Annotated in this window: 15 protein-coding genes; 10 read left to right on the top strand and 5 right to left on the bottom strand. The window is 65.4% G+C overall.

Features of this window, described 5'->3' with window-relative positions:
• Window positions 1–2: 2 nt before the first annotated feature.
• From JQ635_RS24410 to JQ635_RS24395, 4 genes are all read left to right on the top strand, one after another.
• Window positions 3–1622 (top strand): ABC transporter ATP-binding protein, encoded by a 1620-nt coding sequence (locus tag JQ635_RS24410; protein WP_211412461.1) that lies wholly within the window; start codon window positions 3–5, stop codon window positions 1620–1622.
• Window positions 1623–1789: 167 nt separating this feature from the next.
• Window positions 1790–1951, top strand: coding sequence for a hypothetical protein (locus JQ635_RS24405; RefSeq protein WP_211412327.1), 162 nt, complete (start codon window positions 1790–1792; stop codon window positions 1949–1951).
• Complete coding sequence (locus JQ635_RS24400) at window positions 1948–2157, top strand: hypothetical protein (protein WP_211412326.1); 210 nt, start codon at window positions 1948–1950, stop codon at window positions 2155–2157. Before JQ635_RS24405 ends, JQ635_RS24400 begins: the two co-directional genes overlap by 4 nt.
• A 122-nt stretch (window positions 2158–2279) precedes the next feature.
• On the top strand, window positions 2280–3215 hold the full coding sequence (locus tag JQ635_RS24395) for an AEC family transporter (RefSeq protein WP_211412325.1): 936 nt from the start codon (window positions 2280–2282) through the stop codon (window positions 3213–3215).
• Between the two features lie 10 nt (window positions 3216–3225).
• Here the strand turns inward: JQ635_RS24395 and JQ635_RS24390 are convergent, their stop codons facing one another.
• Window positions 3226–3513, bottom strand: coding sequence for a hypothetical protein (locus JQ635_RS24390; protein ID WP_211412324.1), 288 nt, complete (start codon window positions 3511–3513; stop codon window positions 3226–3228).
• Between the two features lie 192 nt (window positions 3514–3705).
• Here JQ635_RS24390 and JQ635_RS24385 point away from each other — a divergent pair, with 192 nt between their 5' ends.
• The 4 genes from JQ635_RS24385 to JQ635_RS24370 all read left to right on the top strand — a co-directional run bounded on the left by JQ635_RS24385 (window position 3706) and on the right by JQ635_RS24370 (window position 8533).
• The gene (locus JQ635_RS24385) at window positions 3706–4026 is read left to right on the top strand and encodes a hypothetical protein (RefSeq protein ID WP_211412323.1); all 321 of its coding nucleotides are present in this window, start codon (window positions 3706–3708) and stop codon (window positions 4024–4026) included.
• Between the two features lie 226 nt (window positions 4027–4252).
• Complete coding sequence (locus JQ635_RS24380) at window positions 4253–4978, top strand: outer membrane protein (protein WP_211412322.1); 726 nt, start codon at window positions 4253–4255, stop codon at window positions 4976–4978.
• A gap of 163 nt (window positions 4979–5141) precedes the next feature.
• Window positions 5142–7295 (top strand): methyl-accepting chemotaxis protein, encoded by a 2154-nt coding sequence (locus JQ635_RS24375; RefSeq protein WP_211412321.1) that lies wholly within the window; start codon window positions 5142–5144, stop codon window positions 7293–7295.
• Between the two features lie 176 nt (window positions 7296–7471).
• Window positions 7472–8533, top strand: a complete 1062-nt coding sequence (locus JQ635_RS24370; protein WP_211412320.1) for an MBL fold metallo-hydrolase — start codon at window positions 7472–7474, stop codon at window positions 8531–8533.
• 168 nt (window positions 8534–8701) lie between these two features.
• Here the strand turns inward: JQ635_RS24370 and aroQ are convergent, their stop codons facing one another.
• A complete protein-coding gene (gene aroQ / locus JQ635_RS24365) occupies window positions 8702–9133 on the bottom strand; it encodes a type II 3-dehydroquinate dehydratase (protein ID WP_211412319.1) in 432 nt (143 codons plus the stop codon).
• A 342-nt stretch (window positions 9134–9475) separates the two neighbouring features.
• Between aroQ and hemA the strand changes: the two genes are divergently transcribed.
• The gene (gene hemA, locus JQ635_RS24360) at window positions 9476–10705 is read left to right on the top strand and encodes a 5-aminolevulinate synthase (RefSeq protein WP_211412318.1); all 1230 of its coding nucleotides are present in this window, start codon (window positions 9476–9478) and stop codon (window positions 10703–10705) included.
• A gap of 282 nt (window positions 10706–10987) precedes the next feature.
• Window positions 10988–14497 carry a PAS domain-containing hybrid sensor histidine kinase/response regulator gene (locus JQ635_RS24355; protein WP_211412317.1) on the top strand — a complete coding sequence of 1170 codons (3510 nt, stop codon included), beginning with the start codon at window positions 10988–10990 and terminating at the stop codon, window positions 14495–14497.
• Window positions 14498–14521: 24 nt separating this feature from the next.
• Here JQ635_RS24355 and JQ635_RS24350 read toward each other — a convergent pair whose 3' ends face one another.
• The 3 genes from JQ635_RS24350 to JQ635_RS24340 form a co-directional block, all read right to left on the bottom strand.
• Window positions 14522–15085 (bottom strand): cytochrome P460 family protein, encoded by a 564-nt coding sequence (locus tag JQ635_RS24350; protein ID WP_211412316.1) that lies wholly within the window; start codon window positions 15083–15085, stop codon window positions 14522–14524.
• 72 nt (window positions 15086–15157) lie between these two features.
• Window positions 15158–16186, bottom strand: a complete 1029-nt coding sequence (locus JQ635_RS24345; RefSeq protein ID WP_211412315.1) for an alpha/beta fold hydrolase — start codon at window positions 16184–16186, stop codon at window positions 15158–15160.
• 31 nt (window positions 16187–16217) lie between these two features.
• Window positions 16218–16637, bottom strand: a complete 420-nt coding sequence (locus tag JQ635_RS24340; protein ID WP_211412314.1) for an organic hydroperoxide resistance protein — start codon at window positions 16635–16637, stop codon at window positions 16218–16220.
• Between the last annotated feature and the right edge of the window lie 75 nt (window positions 16638–16712).

Raw genomic sequence — 16712 nt, 5'->3', positions numbered from 1 at the left:
TGATGACCGCTCCTCCCGCCGTCTCGATCAAGAACTTGCGGATCGCGCTGCCTGAGGGAGCCGAGCGTCCCTTCGCCGTGGACGGCGTCTCGCTCGACCTGCGGCCCGGCAAGATCGTCTGCGTCGTCGGCGAGTCCGGCTCCGGCAAGTCGATGTGCGCGCATGCGCTGATGGGCCTGTTGCCGGATACGGTGTCGGTCGCCTCTGGCGAGATCCAGTTCGAGGGACGCGACCTGCTCAAGCTCGATGATGCCGGCTGGCGCGATCTGCGCGGCCGCCGCCTCGCCATGATCTTCCAGGAGCCGATGACCGCGCTCAATCCGTTGATGCGGATCGGCGACCAGATGGCGGAGATGTTCGAGGCCCACGGCCTGCTGACGCCAAAGGAGCGGCGCGCGCGAGCTTTGGCGCTGGCGCGCGAGGTCGGCCTGCCCGACCCCGAACGCATCGTGCGCGCCTATCCGCACCAGCTCTCCGGCGGCCAGCGCCAGCGCGCCATGATCGCGATGGCGCTTGCGCTCGAGCCGGCCGTGCTGGTCGCGGACGAGCCGACCACCGCGCTCGACGTCACCACGCAGGCCCAGATCCTCAAGCTGATCCGCAACCTGCAGCGCAACCGCAACATGGCGGTGATGTTCATCACCCACGACTTTGGCGTGGTCGCCGATATCGCCGACCAGGTCGTGGTGCTCCGCCACGGCAAGGTCGTGGAGGAAGGCCCGGCTGCGAGCGTCTTCAACGAGCCGCAGCACGACTACACCAAGGCATTGCTCGCCGCCGTGCCGTCGATGGATCCACCGGCGCGCAGCCCCCTCGACGACCAGGCCAGGGCCGTCGAGGTGATCGGGCTGGACAAGACCTATGTCACGTCAGGCGGCTGGTTTCGCGAGGACCGCCGCGTTGACGCGGCGCGCGCGGTCAACTTCAACATCCTCAAGGGCGAGACGCTCGGCCTCGTCGGCGAATCCGGCTCCGGCAAATCGTCGGTCGCGCGTCTCGTCATGCGGTTGATCGAGGCCGACCGCGGCACGGTGCGGATCGGCGAGACCGATCTCACCTCACTCTCGGGCAAGGCGCTGCGCGCCGAGCGTCATCGCATCCAGATGATCTTCCAGGATCCGTTCGCCTCGCTCAATCCGCGACGCAAGATCGGCAACATCATCACCGACGGCCCGATCGCGGCCGGCACCGATCCGAAGGTGGCGTTCGATCGCGCCCGCGATCTCCTCAAGATGGTGGGCCTGGATGCCGGCGCACTCGAACGCTATCCGCACGAATTCTCCGGCGGCCAGCGCCAGCGCATCGGCATTGCCCGCGCACTCGCGCTCGAGCCCGAGATCATCGTTGCGGACGAAGCCGTCTCCGCGCTCGACGTCTCCGTGCAGGCGCAGGTGTTGAAGCTGCTCGAAGACCTCAAGGCGCGCCTTGGCCTGTCGATGCTGTTCATCACCCACGACCTGCGCGTCGCAGCCCAGATCTGCGACCGCATCGCGGTGATGCAGCGCGGCGCCATCGTCGAGCTGAAGCCGACCGCGCAGCTCTTCGCCGCGCCCGAGCACGCCTATACGCGTGAGCTGCTTGCGGCCGTGCCGGGACGGAAGGAGCGCGCGCCGGCGGCGTGAGGCGCGTTTCGCTCCGGTATCCCGTTCCGCTTCCGTAACGATACGGTCACAGGCTTTTTATCCCTTGTGACCGCTCGCACGGCTGCAAGTCCGAGACATTCACCCCATATCCGCATGGAATGATTTCCATCATCTGATGATGGATCTCGCGATCTATTGGAGCCGACATGGGCCAGGTTATTCAATTCGTCTCGAAATCCGAGCGCGAGCGCGTACGCCTCATCCAGGAGGCACGCGCCATCTACGACAGCATCTTCCCGCCGGCCGATCCGGCCAACGAAGGGAAGGACAAGGCAGCGATCGGCCGCGACAGGGGTAATTTGTCGTGATCAAGATCATTGCCGTGCTCTGCAGTCTCGCCTCTCCCACCAATTGCCACGAACAGATCGTCACCACCTCGGACTTCGCGCAGATCTCGGTGCAGTCCTGCCTGATGGGCGCCCCGCAGCTCGCCGAATGGATGAACCAGCATCCGGCTGAACGCCTGGCGGCATGGCGCTGCGTAATCGGTCAACAGAGCGGCCGGGGCATCTAGGGCCGGCGGCCCCGCTACCCCCAAGGACTTTCGAGCCGGACGCAGCTCACGCAAGGCAGTGACGACACTCCCTTGCCGGGATAACCTCTCGTTGCGGCCATTGGCAGCAAGGGGGAAGCCGGATGGAAGTCGCGAGCCTCGTTCTTCCCGTATTCGCGATCATCGTCACCGGCTGGCTCGCCGGTGAGCTCGGCTATCTCTCCCGCACGCTGGCGGACGCGCTGGTGCACTTCGCCTACAACGTGGCGATGCCGGCGCTGCTGATCGTCACGATCGCGCAGGAGCCGGCGCGCAATCTGCTGGAATGGCGCTTCCTGCTCGCCTTCGGCGGCGGCTCCCTTGTCTGCTTCGCGCTGGTCTTCCTGACTGTGCGCGCCGGCGGAAAGCATGATCTCGCCAGCAGCACCATCCATGGCATGGCGGCGGCGATGACCAATACCGGTTTCGTGGCGCTGCCGATCCTGCACGCGATCTACGGCCAGCCCGCAGTCTTGCCTGCTGCGGTGGCGACGGTGTTCGTGGCCGCGGTGATGTTTCCGATCACGGTCATCCTGCTGGAAAGGGACGCGCGCGGGCCTGCGCATTCCGCGGGCCTCGCGAAGCAGATCCTGCTCAATCCGATGATGCTGTCGACGCTTATCGGCCTTGTCTGGGCGATCACGGGCCTGCCCATTCCGGCGCCGGTCGCGGCCTATCTCAACATGATCGCCGCCGCGCTCACGCCCTGCGCACTGTTTGCCATCGGGCTCGGCCTCTCGGTCGAAGGCCTGCGGTCCAACCTGAAGGCATCGTTCGCGCTCGCGGCCGTGAAGCTCGTGGTCATGCCGCTGATCGTCTACGGACTTTGCGTGATCACCGGCCTCAATCCCCTCTACACCGTCGCCGCGGTCATATGCGCGGCCGTGCCGACGGCAAAGACCGTGTACGTGCTGGCGCATGAGCACAAGGTCGAGGAGAAGCTGGTCGCGGCCACGGTCTCGGTCACGACAATGCTGTCGGTCGCAACATTGCTGGTCGCGCTGTACCTTCTCTCCAGCCCCGCGACCGGTGCGCGCTGACCCGCACGGGCTATCTCGTGGTGTTGCTCCAGGTCGGAACCGCGTTGGTCACGCCGACTGAGGGCCAATTATACGTTCCGATCGACGGCGCCGTAACCGTGCCGACCGTCTGTCCCGACGAGCCGTAAGTCGGCCTGGGCTGCGCAATTGGCGCCCCGGCACCGCTATAGGTCGGACCCACCACACTTGTGTTGTAATAATGTCTGCTCGAGCGGACCTTCTTCGCTTCCGCCGCGAAGGGCGCAGCAAGCAGTCCGGCAGTGATGAGTGCGGCGATGGCGAGCCTGATGCTGGTCATGGCTGATCCCTCTGTCGTTGGGGCGCCCCTTCCGATCATCTGATCATTCATCGGACAATTTCCATAGGCCTCTCGTTCATAACATCGTGCGCGCGCGGAGGTGCCGCAGTCGGAGCGTCCGCTCGCCGCCTTCGGATGGACCCGAATCAGCGCTACTGCATTGCCTGAATGACTTCCTGGACGCGAGTGGACATGACCGGCCCCGAACTGAAGCAGCTTCGCAGCGACCTTTCCGACGTGATCGAGCGCAAGCTGACGGCAGCCGATATGGCGAGACTCTGCGGATTGCCGGACAAGGGCGGGGCCGACACGATCCGGCGCTGGGAGGTGAGCGGCCCGACGCCGTCGGCGACCAAGGTGCTGCGCGTGCTCGCGATGGCGAGCGAGCGCTATCCGATCCTGGAGAAGTTCGACATTTTCGATCGCCACGACGTGCGCGAGGAGGATAGGCCGGCCAAGCGCGCAGCGTTCCGCGCGCAAATGCGCGACGAGGTGCTGCGGCGTCTTGGCTAACGATGAACGCGCACAAGCTTGCCGGAAGCTGCGGAATTAAGCGTTCCTTCAGCATTTCTTAAGCTGGCATTAAGCACAAAAATCAATTGCAGCCCAATCAGTTAGGTTGGCTGCTGCTGTGCCACGGTTGTGACAGCATTTTCATCAAAAGCGAGCTATCTGCAAAACCAACGACGGCGCGAAAGAGCGCGCCAGCCGGGGACCTTACGTGTTGGAGTTCAAGACTATGAAGAAGATTCTGTTTGCGACCGTGGCGCTGCTGGCGGCGGGCGCTGCCGCGCCGGCCGTCGGCGCCGATCTCGGTAACCGCAACTACTACAAGACGCCGGCGCCGGCCTATGCCGCGCCGATCTACAACTGGACCGGCTTCTACATCGGTGGCCATCTCGGCGGCGCCTTCTCCAGCGACAACAATTTCAACGGCCTCTCCACCGGCAACAACGGCAACGGCCGTTTCCTCGGCGGCGTGCAGGTCGGTGCGGACTGGCAGTTCAACCCGAACTTCGTGGTCGGCGTCGAAGGCCAGTATTCCTGGCTCTCCGGCAGCGTCGGCGCGGTGTTCCCGGGCGGCATCGCCTACACCAACGACCAGCGCGGCCTCGGCTCGATCACCGGCCGCGTCGGCTACACCTGGGGCCCGGGCCTCGTCTACGTGAAGGGTGGCTACGCCTATTCCGACAACAACGAGAAGGTGACCGTCGGCGGCGTGCCGACCGCGTTCGTCATCACCGGCGATCACCGCAACGGCTACACTGTCGGCGCCGGCGTCGAATACATGTTCGCCCCGAACTGGTCGGCCAAGGCCGAGTACCAGTACTACAATTTCGGCGACGCGAGCTTCACCGGCGGTCCGCTGGCGGGCACCGGCAGCTTCACCACCGACGACCACACGGTTAAGGCGGGCCTCAACTACCGCTTCAACTGGGCGAGCCCGGCCGTCGCGCGCTACTGATCGGTTAGCAAAACCTTATCTTCGCGAAGGGCCGGCGATCTCGCCGGCCCTTCTTTTTTCGCTGTGCGGAACCAAGCAAGCGATTGCACCAATTGCGATTTTTTAACCGGCCCTGCCGATACTGCCCGCCACAAAACAGAAGCAAGAGCGTGGGGGAATTTCGATGGCGATCCGTCTGGGCGTTGGCCGTTTGCTTGGCCGATTCAAGCCTCGTTTCAAAATGCCGAAATGGGGCGTGCGCGGAAGCCTGTTCACCGCCTTCGCGGTGATCGCGGGCATGGGCCTCGTGATCGCAGCCGGCGCTGGCCTCGCGCTGCAGAATCTCGGCGGACGCATCACTGAACTGAGCGGGCGGGACATTCCGCGCCTTGCCGCCAGCCTGCAATTGTCGGCCTTGAGCGCGAGCCTTGCAGCACAGGGACCGGCCCTGCTTGCGGCTCAAAGCGAGGAAGCCCTGAACGAACGCACCAAGAAGCTCAGGGAATTGCAGGAGCAGACCCAACAGAAGCTCAACGAGATCATCGAGCTCGGCGGCGACAAGGCCGTTGTCTCCGGACTTAGCGAGACCATGAAGAGCATCAACGAGGCGGCCCAGAGCCTGGCCAAGGCCGCCCGCGAACGGCTGGACATCGCCGCCCTTCATGACAAGCAATATGACGCACTGCGCGGCGCGCAGGGCGCGTTCGTCGGCGCGGCCAGTCCGGCGATGCTGGAGGCGCAGACCCGGGTCAACGCCATTCTCGGCTCGGCAAACCTGTCGGCCGAAGATGCCACCGACGCCGCACAGACCGTCGGCCAGCTCGGCAACGTCGTCGCCAGCGGCAATCTCGCGGCCGCCGACATGAGCGCGGCGCTGTCGGCGAACACGAGCGACAAGCTCGACGACATCCAGAAGGAGTTCAAGACTGCGCAGGGACGCCTGCGGTCCAACCTCGATCTATTGCCGGACAATGAGGGCAACAAGATGCTGCGCGCGACGGCGGAAAAGCTGCTCGCACTCGGCACCGGCAAGACCGGCGTGTTCAATCTGCGTGAGAAGGAGCTCGACTCCATCGACTACGGCCAGACCATCCTGGACGAGACGCGCAAGCTCAATGTCGGCCTCGGCATCAGCGTGCAGCAGCTCGTCGACGGCGTGCAGAAGGAGACCAACGCCTCGACCTTCCAGGCGCGGCAGGAGATTTCGCTCGCCACAACGGTCATGCTGGCGCTGGGCGCGCTGATGCTGGTCGGCTCGGCCCTGTTCGTCTGGCTCTATGTCGGCCGCAACATCCTGCGCCGGATCACCGGCCTGCAGCGCGCCATGCAGCAGCTCTCGGCCGGCGACCTCGACACCGAGATCGCGCGCTCGAAGCACAATGACGAGATCGGCGCGATGACCGACACGCTGACCGTATTCCGCGACAGCATGGTCGAGGCCCGCGCGCTCGCCGGCGAGCAGGACAAGGACCGCGCCGCCAAGGCCGAGCGTGCCGCGCGGATGGAAGCGAAGATCGCCGAATTCGAAGGTACGGTGCGCACCGCGCTCGACAATCTGGCGCAATCGGCCAATTCGATGCAGTCGACCGCGCAGAGCATGTCGACCACCGCCGATCAGTCCAACGCGCTGGTGAACGCGGTCGCCTCCGCCGCGGAGGAGACCTCGGTCAACGTGCAGACCGTGTCGTCGGGCACCGAGCAGCTGTCATCCTCGATCGAGGAGATCAGCAAGCAGGTGGTCACCTCGGCCGCGATCGCCAAGAAGGCGGTCGACGAAGCAGGGGCCACCGACACCACGGTGCAGAGCCTCGCCGACAGCGCCAGCCGCATCAGCGTCGTCGTCGACCTGATCCAGACGATTGCCTCGCAGACCAATCTGCTCGCGCTCAATGCCACCATCGAAGCGGCGCGCGCGGGTGAGGCCGGCCGCGGCTTTGCCGTGGTCGCCTCCGAGGTCAAGAGCCTCGCGAGCCAGACCGCCAAGGCGACCGACGAAATCCGCACCCAGATCGCCAGCATGCAGCAGGTCACGACCTCTGCGGTTGGCGCCATCCAGGGCATCGGCCGGATCATCGGCGAGATCAACGACGTCACCACCACGATCGCCGCTGCGGTCGAGGAACAGGGCGCGGCCACCCGCGAGATCGCTCGCAACATCCAGCATGCGGCCGGCGGCACCAGCGAGGTCTCCAGCAACATCGTCGGCGTCTCCACCGCCTCCGCGGAAGCCGGCGCGGCGGCAAACGAAGTGCTCGGCGCCTCCGACGCGCTCCGCCGCGAGGCCGATATGCTGCGCGGAGAGATCGACGCGTTCCTCAACAACATGCGGGCGGCGTAGGCCGCCGGCGGCATCGGGACTGCACTCCCTCTCCCGCTTGCGGGAGAGGTGCAGTGAGCTCGGCGCACGACTATCCCACATCACGGAAAAATCCGGCCGGTATGCCGGCCATGCGGAGAGCACGGCCTGACCTTTTTCGGCTGGCGCCCCGCCCGCGCTGGGTTTAAGCCGATAGCATGAACGCAAAACCCGACACCGCGCAGTCCTCGGCCGAGGCCCTGCGCTACCCCTGGGAACAGCATCCTGGCCATGACGAGGTCGTGGAGGTGCGCCCCGGCGTGTTGTGGGCGCGGCTGAAACTGCCGTTCCGCCTCAACCATGTGAACATCTACCTGCTCGCCGACGGCGACGGCTATGCCATGGTCGACGCGGGCTTCGGCAACGAGGAGACGGTCGAGGCCTGGACGAACCTGTTCGACGGCCCGCTGAACGGCGTCAACATCACGCGCCTGATCGTCACCCATTCGCACCCGGATCATGTCGGGCTCGCGGGCTGGATCGTCGAGCGGTTCAACTGCCCGCTGGTGATGTCGCAGGTCGAATATCTGCAATCGGTCTATCACCAGAACCGCGGCACCGAGGAGCGTCGCAACGCGCAGCGGCTGTTCTTCCGCCGTCACGGCATGGACGAGTCGCTCACCGAAAAGCTGCTCGGCCGCGGCCAGGATTATCTCAAGCAGGTGTCGGTGCTGCCGCCGTCCTACCGCCGCATCTCGCATGGCGACGAGATCGTGATCGGCCCGCGCCGCTTCAAGGTGATCACCGGCGGCGGGCACGCGCTCGACCAGGTGATGCTGTATTGCGCCGACGACAAGCTGTTCCTCTCCGCCGACCAGGTGCTGAGCAAGATCTCGCCGAATGTCAGCGTGTGGGCGGTCGAGCCCGACCAGAACTCGCTCGGCGAATATCTGGCATCGCTCGCGAGCCTCACCACCACCCTGCCCTATGATCTGCTCGTGCTGCCCGGCCACGGCGTGCCATTCTACGGCCTCAAGACCCGCATCAAGCAGCTCGCCGACCACCACGAGGAGCGCTGCCGCCTGATCGCGGACGCCTGCCGCGAGCAGCCGAAGACCTCGCGCGAACTGGTGCCCGTGGTGTTCAACAAGCACGTGCTGGACGAACACCAGATGGGCTTTGCCGCCGGCGAGCTCGTCGCCCACGTCAACTACATGATCGTCGAGGGCCGGCTGACGGCCGGGACGAAGGACGGCGTGCTGCAGTTCAGGACGACGTGAGTTCTTCACCTCGCCCCGCTTGCGGGGAGAGGTCGGTCGCGAAGCGACCGGGTGAGGGGGGCTCTCCGCGAGTCCAACTCTCACCATCATTGCCGAAACAGCCCCTCACCCCCACCCTCTCCCCGTAAGAACGGGGCGAGGGAGCGCCCCACCGTTGCGGCTAACACCTCACTTCATATTCGCGATCGCGTGCAGCGCCGCGATGTAGCCGAACGGACCCAGCCCGCAGATCACGCCGGCTGCCACGAACGAGATCTTGGAGTGCCGGTGATATTCGTCGCGGGCGTGGATGTTGGAGATGTGCACCTCCAGCACCGGGCCTTCGAACGTCTTGATCGCGTCCATGATCGAGACCGAGGTGAAGGACAGGCCCGCCGGATTGATGACGACGGCATCGGCATCCTGCCGCGCCGACTGGATCAGATCGACCAGCACGCCCTCATGGTTGGATTGATGAAAGGCGAGCTTGAGCCCTAGCTTTGCGGCAGCGTCCTCGCAGCTCGCATTGACCTCTGCGAGCGTCGTCGTGCCGTAGATGTGCGGCTCACGGATGCCGAGCATATTGAGGTTGGGACCGTTGAGGATCATCACGCGCTTCATGGGAGGGGTCCTTTCGAAGGGCTGGTTTGAGCATGCTCTCCGAGCCAATGGCGCATGCGCTGCGAGAATCGGATTGGGTAAAGCCGGCGGCCGCGGTCAAGGAAAGCGCGTGCCGAGCCGCGAAGGAAGACCCGGGCCGGCCAGACCCACAGCCCAGCAGATGGTGCAAAGCAGCATTATATGTCGCGCGAAGTTGATCGGGATCAAATGGCGACGCGCCGGATAGGGCATTTTGCCCAAATGCCCTCCAGGGCCAAATGTGGGATAGCGCATAGACATTGGAGCTGGAAAAGCTCTAAGAAGATGCGGCCCTTTTGGTCAGTTCCGTCTTAGGTTTTGCCGATGGATTACAGCCAGTTCTTCAATTCCGCCCTCGATCGTCTCCACTCCGAGCGCCGCTACCGCGTGTTCGCCGATCTCGAGCGCACCGCCGGCCGGTTCCCGCATGCGATCTGGCACTCCCCCAAGGGCAAGCGCGACGTCGTGATCTGGTGCTCCAACGACTATCTCGGCATGGGCCAGCACCCGAAAGTGGTCGGCGCCATGGTCGAGACCGCAACCCGCGTCGGCACCGGCGCAGGCGGCACCCGCAACATCGCCGGCACGCATCATCCGCTGGTGCAGCTTGAGGCCGAGCTTGCCGACCTCCACGGCAAGGAAGCCGCGCTGCTGTTCACTTCGGGCTATGTCTCGAACCAGACCGGCATTGCGACCATCGCCAAGCTGATCCCGAACTGCCTGATCCTGTCGGACGAGCTCAACCACAATTCGATGATCGAGGGCATCCGTCAGTCCGGCTGCGAGCGGGTCGTATTCCGCCACAACGACCTCGCCGATCTCGAAGCGCAGTTGAAGGCTGCGGGCCCGAGCCGGCCAAAGCTGATTGCCTGCGAGAGCCTCTATTCCATGGACGGCGACGTCGCGCCGCTCGCCAAGATCTGCGATCTCGCCGAGAAATACGGCGCGATGACCTATGTCGACGAGGTTCACGCGGTCGGCATGTATGGCCCGCGCGGCGGCGGTATCGCCGAGCGTGACGGCGTCATGCATCGCATCGACATTCTCGAAGGCACGCTCGCCAAGGCCTTCGGCTGCCTCGGCGGCTACATCGCCGCCAACGGCCAGATCATCGACGCCGTGCGCTCCTACGCACCGGGCTTCATATTCACCACCGCGCTACCGCCGGCGATCTGCTCGGCCGCGACCGCCGCGATCAAGCATCTGAAGACCTCGAGCTGGGAGCGCGAGCGCCACCAGGACCGCGCGGCCCGCGTCAAGGCGATCCTCAGCGCCGCCGGCTTGCCGGTGATGTCGACCGACACCCACATCGTGCCGCTGTTCGTCGGCGATCCCGAGAAGTGCAAGCAGGCCTCCGACCTCCTGCTCGAAGAGCACGGCATCTACATCCAGCCGATCAACTATCCGACCGTGCCCAAGGGCAGCGAACGCCTGCGCATCACGCCCTCGCCCTATCACGATGACGGCCTGATCGATCAGCTCGCCGAGGCCCTGCTGCAAGTGTGGGACCGCCTCGGCCTGCCGCTGCAGCAGAAGTCGCTGGCGGCGGAGTGATCGTCGTCCTGGCGAAAGCCAGGACCTATTACCCCAACTGCGGATTGTTGTGCCTCGCTGTGGCCGCCAGCGTGCCCGTAACCACGTCCTGTGGTTATGGGTCCTGGCTCCCGTGCGCAATTGCGCACTAGGCCAGGACGACGTCGGGGTTCGCACCTTAACGACAACCCCAGTTCTTCCCCCCGCACGGCATTTCGCTGTCGCTTGCGTCCCTGCAACGCGCTAGATTTGCAGGGAAAATGAGACCGGGCGCGCTGGCGCCCAGGGAGAAGCGCGCTCGCCATGCTGCACGACTGGGGCGTGATCGCCGCCGCCTTCGGCTATATCGGCTTCCTGTTCCTGGTGGCGAGCCATGGCGACCGTCGCTCGCCGGCCGGCCCCGGCCGCGCGTCCGGGCTGATCTATCCGCTGTCGCTAGCGATCTACTGCACCTCCTGGACCTTCTTCGGCTCGGTCGGCTTCGCCACCCGCACCTCGACCGACTTCCTTGCGATCTATGTCGGCCCGATTCTGATGATCGGGCTTGGCGCCGGCGTGCTCCGCCGCGTGATCCAGCTTGCGAAAGCCCACAACATCACCTCGATCGCCGACTTCATCGGCGCGCGCTACGGCAAGAGCCAGGCGGTGGCGGCGACCGTGGCGCTGATCGCGATCATCGGCTCGGTCCCCTACATCGCGCTCCAGCTCAAGGCGGTCGCCTCCTCGCTGCAGACGATCCTGAGCGAGGACCAGGCCTTCTCCCACATCCCGATCCTCGGCGACATGGCGCTGATGGTGACGCTGGCGATGGCGGCCTTCGCCGTGCTGTTCGGCACGCGGCAGACCGATGCGACCGAGCACCAGCACGGATTGATGCTGGCGGTGGCCACCGAATCCATCGTCAAGCTGGTCGCCTTCCTCGCTGCCGGCATCTTCGTCACCTTCTGGATGTTCTCGCCGCAGGAACTGATCGAGCGCGCGATGAAGACGCCGGAGGCGGTGCGCACGATCAACTATTCGCCGTCGATCGGCAACTTCCTGACCATGACGCTGCTGTCGCTGTGCGCGATCATGCTTCTGCCGCGCCAATTCCATGTCAGCGTGGTGGAGAATTCCAGCGACACCGAGGTCGGCCGCGCGCGCTGGCTGTTCCCGCTCTACCTCGTCGCCATCAATCTGTTCGTGATCCCGATCGCGATCGCCGGCCTCGTCAGCTTCCCGTTCGGCGCGGCCGACCCCGACATGTACGTGCTGGCGCTGCCGATGGAGGGCGGCGCGGATCTGCTCAGCGTCGCCGTCTTCGTCGGCGGCCTGTCGGCTGCAACCGCGATGGTGATCGTCGAATGCGTCGCGCTCTCGATCATGGTCTCGAACGACCTCGTGGTGCCGCTGGTGCTGCAACGGCGGCCGGAGGGACGCTCCGGCGGTGCCGATTTCAGCGACTTCCTGCTGCGCTCGCGGCGGCTCGCGATCTTCGCCATCATGGTGATGGCCTATTTCTACTACCGCGCGCTCGGCAACACCCAGCTCGTCGCGATCGGCCTGCTCTCCTTTGCCGCCATCGCTCAGCTCGCGCCGAGCTTCTTCGGCGGGCTGCTGTGGCGGCGCGCGACCGCGCGCGGCGCGATCGGCGGCATGCTGGTGGGCTTTGCGATGTGGCTCTACACGCTGTTCATGCCGAGCTTCATGGATTCCTCGACGACGGGCATCCTGTGGCTCCAGCACGGTCCGTTCGGCATCGAGGCGCTGCGGCCGCAGGCGCTGTTCGGCGCCGACCTGCCGCCGCTGATGCACGGCGTGATCTGGTCGCTGTCGCTCAACATCCTCACCTATGTGCTGCTCTCGCTGGCGCGACGGCCGTCGTCGATCGAGCTGGTGCAGGCCGATCTGTTCGTGCCCAACACGCTCGCCCCGATCGCCCCGAGTTTCCGCCGCTGGCGCACCACCGTCACGGTACAGGACATCCAGAGCACGGTGGCGCAATATCTCGGGCCCGACCGCGCCCGGCATTCCTTCGAAGCCTTCTCGGCACGGCGCAATGTGCGGCTCGAGCCCGGGGCACCCGCCGATTTCGAGCTGTTGCAGCACGCCGAGCACCTGATCGCCTCGTCGATCGGAGCTGCGTCCTCGCGCCTCGTGATGTCGCTGCTGCTGCGCAAGCGCACCGTCTCCGCCAAAGCCGCGCTAAAACTGCTCGACGATTCCCATGCGGCGCTGCATTTCAACCGCGAGATCCTCCAGACCGCGCTCAATCATGTCCGCCAGGGCATCGCGGTGTTCGACGCCGACCTGCAGCTGATCTGCTCCAACCGGCAGTTCGGCGATCTCCTCAACGTTCCCCCGCATTTCATCCAGTTCGGCACGCCCCTGCGTGAAATCCTGGAATTCATGGGCGTAAGCGATCTGGACAACCAGGCCGACCGCGAGGCGATGATCGAGCAGCGGCTCGTGGCCTACACTACCGACAGCGAGCCCTATCTCGAGCGTCTGCCGGAACGCCACATGGTGATCGAGGTGCTCACCAACCGCATGCCCGGCGGCGGCTTCGTCATCACCTTCACCGACGTCACACCGACCTTCGAGGCGGCGGAAGCGCTGGAGCGCGCCAACGCGACGCTGGAAAAGCGCGTGCGCGACCGCACCGAGGAGCTGACCCGACTGAACTCGGAACTCGCGCTTGCCAAGAGCACGGCGGAAGATGCCAGCATCTCCAAGACGCGCTTCCTTGCTGCCGCGAGCCACGACATTCTTCAGCCATTGAACGCGGCCCGGCTCTATGTCACCAGCCTGGTCGAGCGCCAGCACAGCGGCGAGGAGACGCGGCTGGTCGAGAACATCGACGAATCGCTCCAGGCGATCGAGGAGATCCTCGGCGCGCTGCTCGACATCTCCCGGCTGGATGCCGGCGCAATGGCGACCTCGATCTCGAGCTTCAAGATGGCCGATCTGATGCGCTCGCTGGAGATCGAGTTCGCGCCGGTCGCGCGCGCCAAGGGCCTCGATCTCGCCTTCGTGCCCTGCTCGCTGCCGGTGCAGTCGGATCGGCTGCTGCTGCGTCGCCTGCTCCAGAACCTGATTTCGAACGCGATCAAGTACACCCCGCGCGGCCGCGTGCTGGTCGGTTGCCGCCGCCAGGGCGCCTCGCTCAAAATCTGCGTCTACGACACCGGCGTCGGCATCCCGCCGGTCAAGCGCGGCGAGATCTTCAAGGAATTCCACCGCCTGGAGCAAGGCGCGCGGATCGCGCGCGGCCTCGGCCTCGGGCTGTCGATCGTCGAACGGCTGGCGCGCGTGCTCAACCACAGCATCGCCATCGGCTCCAATACCGGCGGCGGCTCGGTCTTCTCGGTGACGGTGCCGACAGCGAAGGCGATCACCCTCACGGCCGCCGTCACCAGCGCCACGCCGCTGGCGCGCACGCCGATCGCGGGCGCGCTGATCGTCTGCATCGAGAACGATGCCGCGATCCTCGACGGCATGCGCACGCTCCTGAAGGCCTGGGACGCCGAGGTGATCGCGGTCGCCGATCCCGAAGCCGCGATCGCCGCGATCGAGGCTGCCGGCAAGCGCGTCACCGGCCTGCTCGTCGACTATCACCTCGACCGCGGCAACGGCATCGCCGCGATCCGCGACGTCCGCCGCCGCTTTGGCGATACCATTCCAGCGATCCTGATCACCGCCGACCGCAGCCCCGCCGTGCAACAGGCCGCCCGCGAGGAAAAGATCGCGGTGCTCAACAAGCCGGTGAAGCCGGCCTCGCTCCGCGCCCTGCTCGGCCAGTGGCGCACGCAGCAGATGGTGGCGGCGGAGTAAGACGATGCTGCGCGCCTTCACGTCTCACGGCGCAAGCTGCGTGAAGACATAATCGCGGCTCTTGGCGCGGGCTTCGTGGCAGGCGAAGCAGGTGCGGTGCTGGGCCTCGTCGACCGGCTTGCCGTTGATGAACCGGCCAAAACCCCAGCCGCCGGTAGAGCCGTATTTTTTGGAATCCTTGACCATCACCTGGACCGTGGTGGCGGCGCCGGGAATCGTTGCGGATGCGAATTCCGGTGACTGTTTCCGCTTCCAGGCGCGCTTGACCAGAATGGTGCCATCCGGAAACGGAAGCTTGCCGGCCTGATAGGCCTCGACGGCCGTCTGATTGCCGAGGACAGCGCGAAGCTCGTCGAGCGGCGCCGCCTCTTCGGCCGGGGCGATCAGCTCCCACTGCTTGTAGCCCTGCGGAATCGTGACACCGAAGATCGGCGAGGCGTCTGCCGTGTTGTCTTGCGCCGGTTGTTCGGCAGCGGCGATCGAGACCAAATAGGGCACGCAAGTCAGGAGAACGACGAGAAGGAGCCCGGCAAGCGTGATCACCGTGGCGTAGGAGCGCTTTTTCGTTTCAGGTTCGACAGGTGTCATGATGTTTGTTCAAGCGGGGATCGCGGCATGTCCTCGGTCCAGCCGTGCTGGACCGAGGCATCGAATGGGTCCTCAGGCGCCGTCAGCGTCGATGACGGCCTTGGCAAAGGCCTGCGGGGCTTCCTGCGGCAAATTGTGGCCGATGCCGCCCGTGATCAGCCGAAAGTCGTACCGGCCGGAGAATTTTTTGGCATAGGCGCTGGGGTCAGGATGCGGCGCGCCATTGGCGTCACCTTCCATCGTGATCGTCGGCACGCTGATGACGGGAGCGGCCGCGAGCTTCTTTTCGAGCTCCTCATACTTCGCCTCGCCCTGGGCGAGCCCGAGCCGCCAGCGATAATTGTGGATCGTGATGGCGACATGATCCTTGTTGTCGAGCGCCGCCGCACTGCGGTTGAAGGTGGCGTCGTCGAACTTCCATTGCGGCGAGGCCAGCTTCCAGATCAGCTTGGCGAAATCGTGCGTGTACTTCTCGTAGCCGGCGCGGCCGCGTTCGGTCGCGAAATAGAACTGGTACCACCATTGCAGCTCGGCCGATGGCGGCAACGGCGCACCGCCGGCGGCCTGGCTGGAAATCAGATAGCCGCTGACCGACACCAGCGCGCGGCAGCGGTCCGGCCACAGCGCGGCGATGATGTCGGCGGTGCGCGCGCCCCAATCGAAGCCGGCGACGACCGCCTTCTTGATCTCGAGCTTGTCCATCAGCGCGATGATGTCGGCGGCCATCGCGGCGGGCTCACCGTTGCGCAGCGTTTCGCTGGAGAGGAATTGCGTCGTGCCGTAGCCGCGCAGGTAGGGGATGATCACGCGATAACCGGCCTTCGCCAGGATCGGCGCGACGTCGACGAAGGCGTGAATGTCGTAGGGCCAGCCGTGCAGCAGGATCGCCACCGGACCGTTCGAATGGCCTGCCTCGGCATAGCCGACATTGAGGACACCGGCCTCGATCTGCTTGATCGGGCCGAAGGATGCATTCGATGCGGACGACTTCGGCGCTTCCGTTTCGGCGCGGGCAGGCTCGATCACGCCGAGACCGACGGCGACCGTTCCGGCGGCGAGGCCAAAGAACTTGCGACGATGCTGGTCGATGTGCTGCTTCATGATGGGTTACCTCGTTGAGGGTGGTGGTGCGTCAGGTCAGCGCGACCGCGACGTCGATGTTGCCGCGGACGGCCTTGGAATAGGGACAGGTCTGGTGCGCCTCATCGATGATGTCGCGCGCGACCTCGCGATCGAGGCCCGGCAGGCTGACATTGAGGCGCGCCCGAAGCGCATATGTGCCTTCATCGAGAAGAAGATCGATTTCCGCATCGATCGCGCTTTTTCTGGGAAGCACGATTTTCCGCTTGCGCGCGGCCATCTCCATGGCGCCTTCGAAACAGGCTGACCACCCGGCTGCGAACAATTGCTCGGGATTGGTGCCGATGCCGGCACCGCCCGGCGGCGACAATCTGACATCCAGGCGGCCATCGGAGCTGCGGGACATGCCATCCTGCCGCCCGCCGCTGGTGCGGGTCCTGGCCGTGTAGAGCAGCTTTGCCGCTTGCGTCATGAAAGTCTCCTTGCCGTCGCGCAACTGACTATCAGCCGCCCCGGCAGGACACCCGTTGGGACTTGTGAGAAGTTG

It is taken from the genome of Bradyrhizobium iriomotense (assembly GCF_018130765.1).
Classification (GTDB): Bacteria; Pseudomonadota; Alphaproteobacteria; order Rhizobiales; family Xanthobacteraceae; genus Bradyrhizobium; species Bradyrhizobium iriomotense_A.
Note: the sequence above shows the minus strand (reverse complement) of the source record. Positions and strands in the feature narration are given on the sequence as shown.

Coding starts and splice junctions, on each gene's coding strand:
- JQ635_RS24410 (WP_211412461.1), top strand. CDS start 3: ATGACCGCTCCTCCCGCCGTCTCGATCAAGAACTTGCGGATCGCGCTG.
- JQ635_RS24405 (WP_211412327.1), top strand. CDS start 1,790: ATGGGCCAGGTTATTCAATTCGTCTCGAAATCCGAGCGCGAGCGCGTA.
- JQ635_RS24395 (WP_211412325.1), top strand. CDS start 2,280: ATGGAAGTCGCGAGCCTCGTTCTTCCCGTATTCGCGATCATCGTCACC.
- JQ635_RS24390 (WP_211412324.1), bottom strand. CDS start 3,513: ATGACCAGCATCAGGCTCGCCATCGCCGCACTCATCACTGCCGGACTG.
- JQ635_RS24385 (WP_211412323.1), top strand. CDS start 3,706: ATGACCGGCCCCGAACTGAAGCAGCTTCGCAGCGACCTTTCCGACGTG.
- JQ635_RS24380 (WP_211412322.1), top strand. CDS start 4,253: ATGAAGAAGATTCTGTTTGCGACCGTGGCGCTGCTGGCGGCGGGCGCT.
- JQ635_RS24375 (WP_211412321.1), top strand. CDS start 5,142: ATGGCGATCCGTCTGGGCGTTGGCCGTTTGCTTGGCCGATTCAAGCCT.
- JQ635_RS24370 (WP_211412320.1), top strand. CDS start 7,472: ATGAACGCAAAACCCGACACCGCGCAGTCCTCGGCCGAGGCCCTGCGC.
- aroQ (WP_211412319.1), bottom strand. CDS start 9,133: ATGAAGCGCGTGATGATCCTCAACGGTCCCAACCTCAATATGCTCGGC.
- hemA (WP_211412318.1), top strand. CDS start 9,476: ATGGATTACAGCCAGTTCTTCAATTCCGCCCTCGATCGTCTCCACTCC.
- JQ635_RS24355 (WP_211412317.1), top strand. CDS start 10,988: ATGCTGCACGACTGGGGCGTGATCGCCGCCGCCTTCGGCTATATCGGC.
- JQ635_RS24350 (WP_211412316.1), bottom strand. CDS start 15,085: ATGACACCTGTCGAACCTGAAACGAAAAAGCGCTCCTACGCCACGGTG.
- JQ635_RS24345 (WP_211412315.1), bottom strand. CDS start 16,186: ATGAAGCAGCACATCGACCAGCATCGTCGCAAGTTCTTTGGCCTCGCC.
- JQ635_RS24340 (WP_211412314.1), bottom strand. CDS start 16,637: ATGACGCAAGCGGCAAAGCTGCTCTACACGGCCAGGACCCGCACCAGC.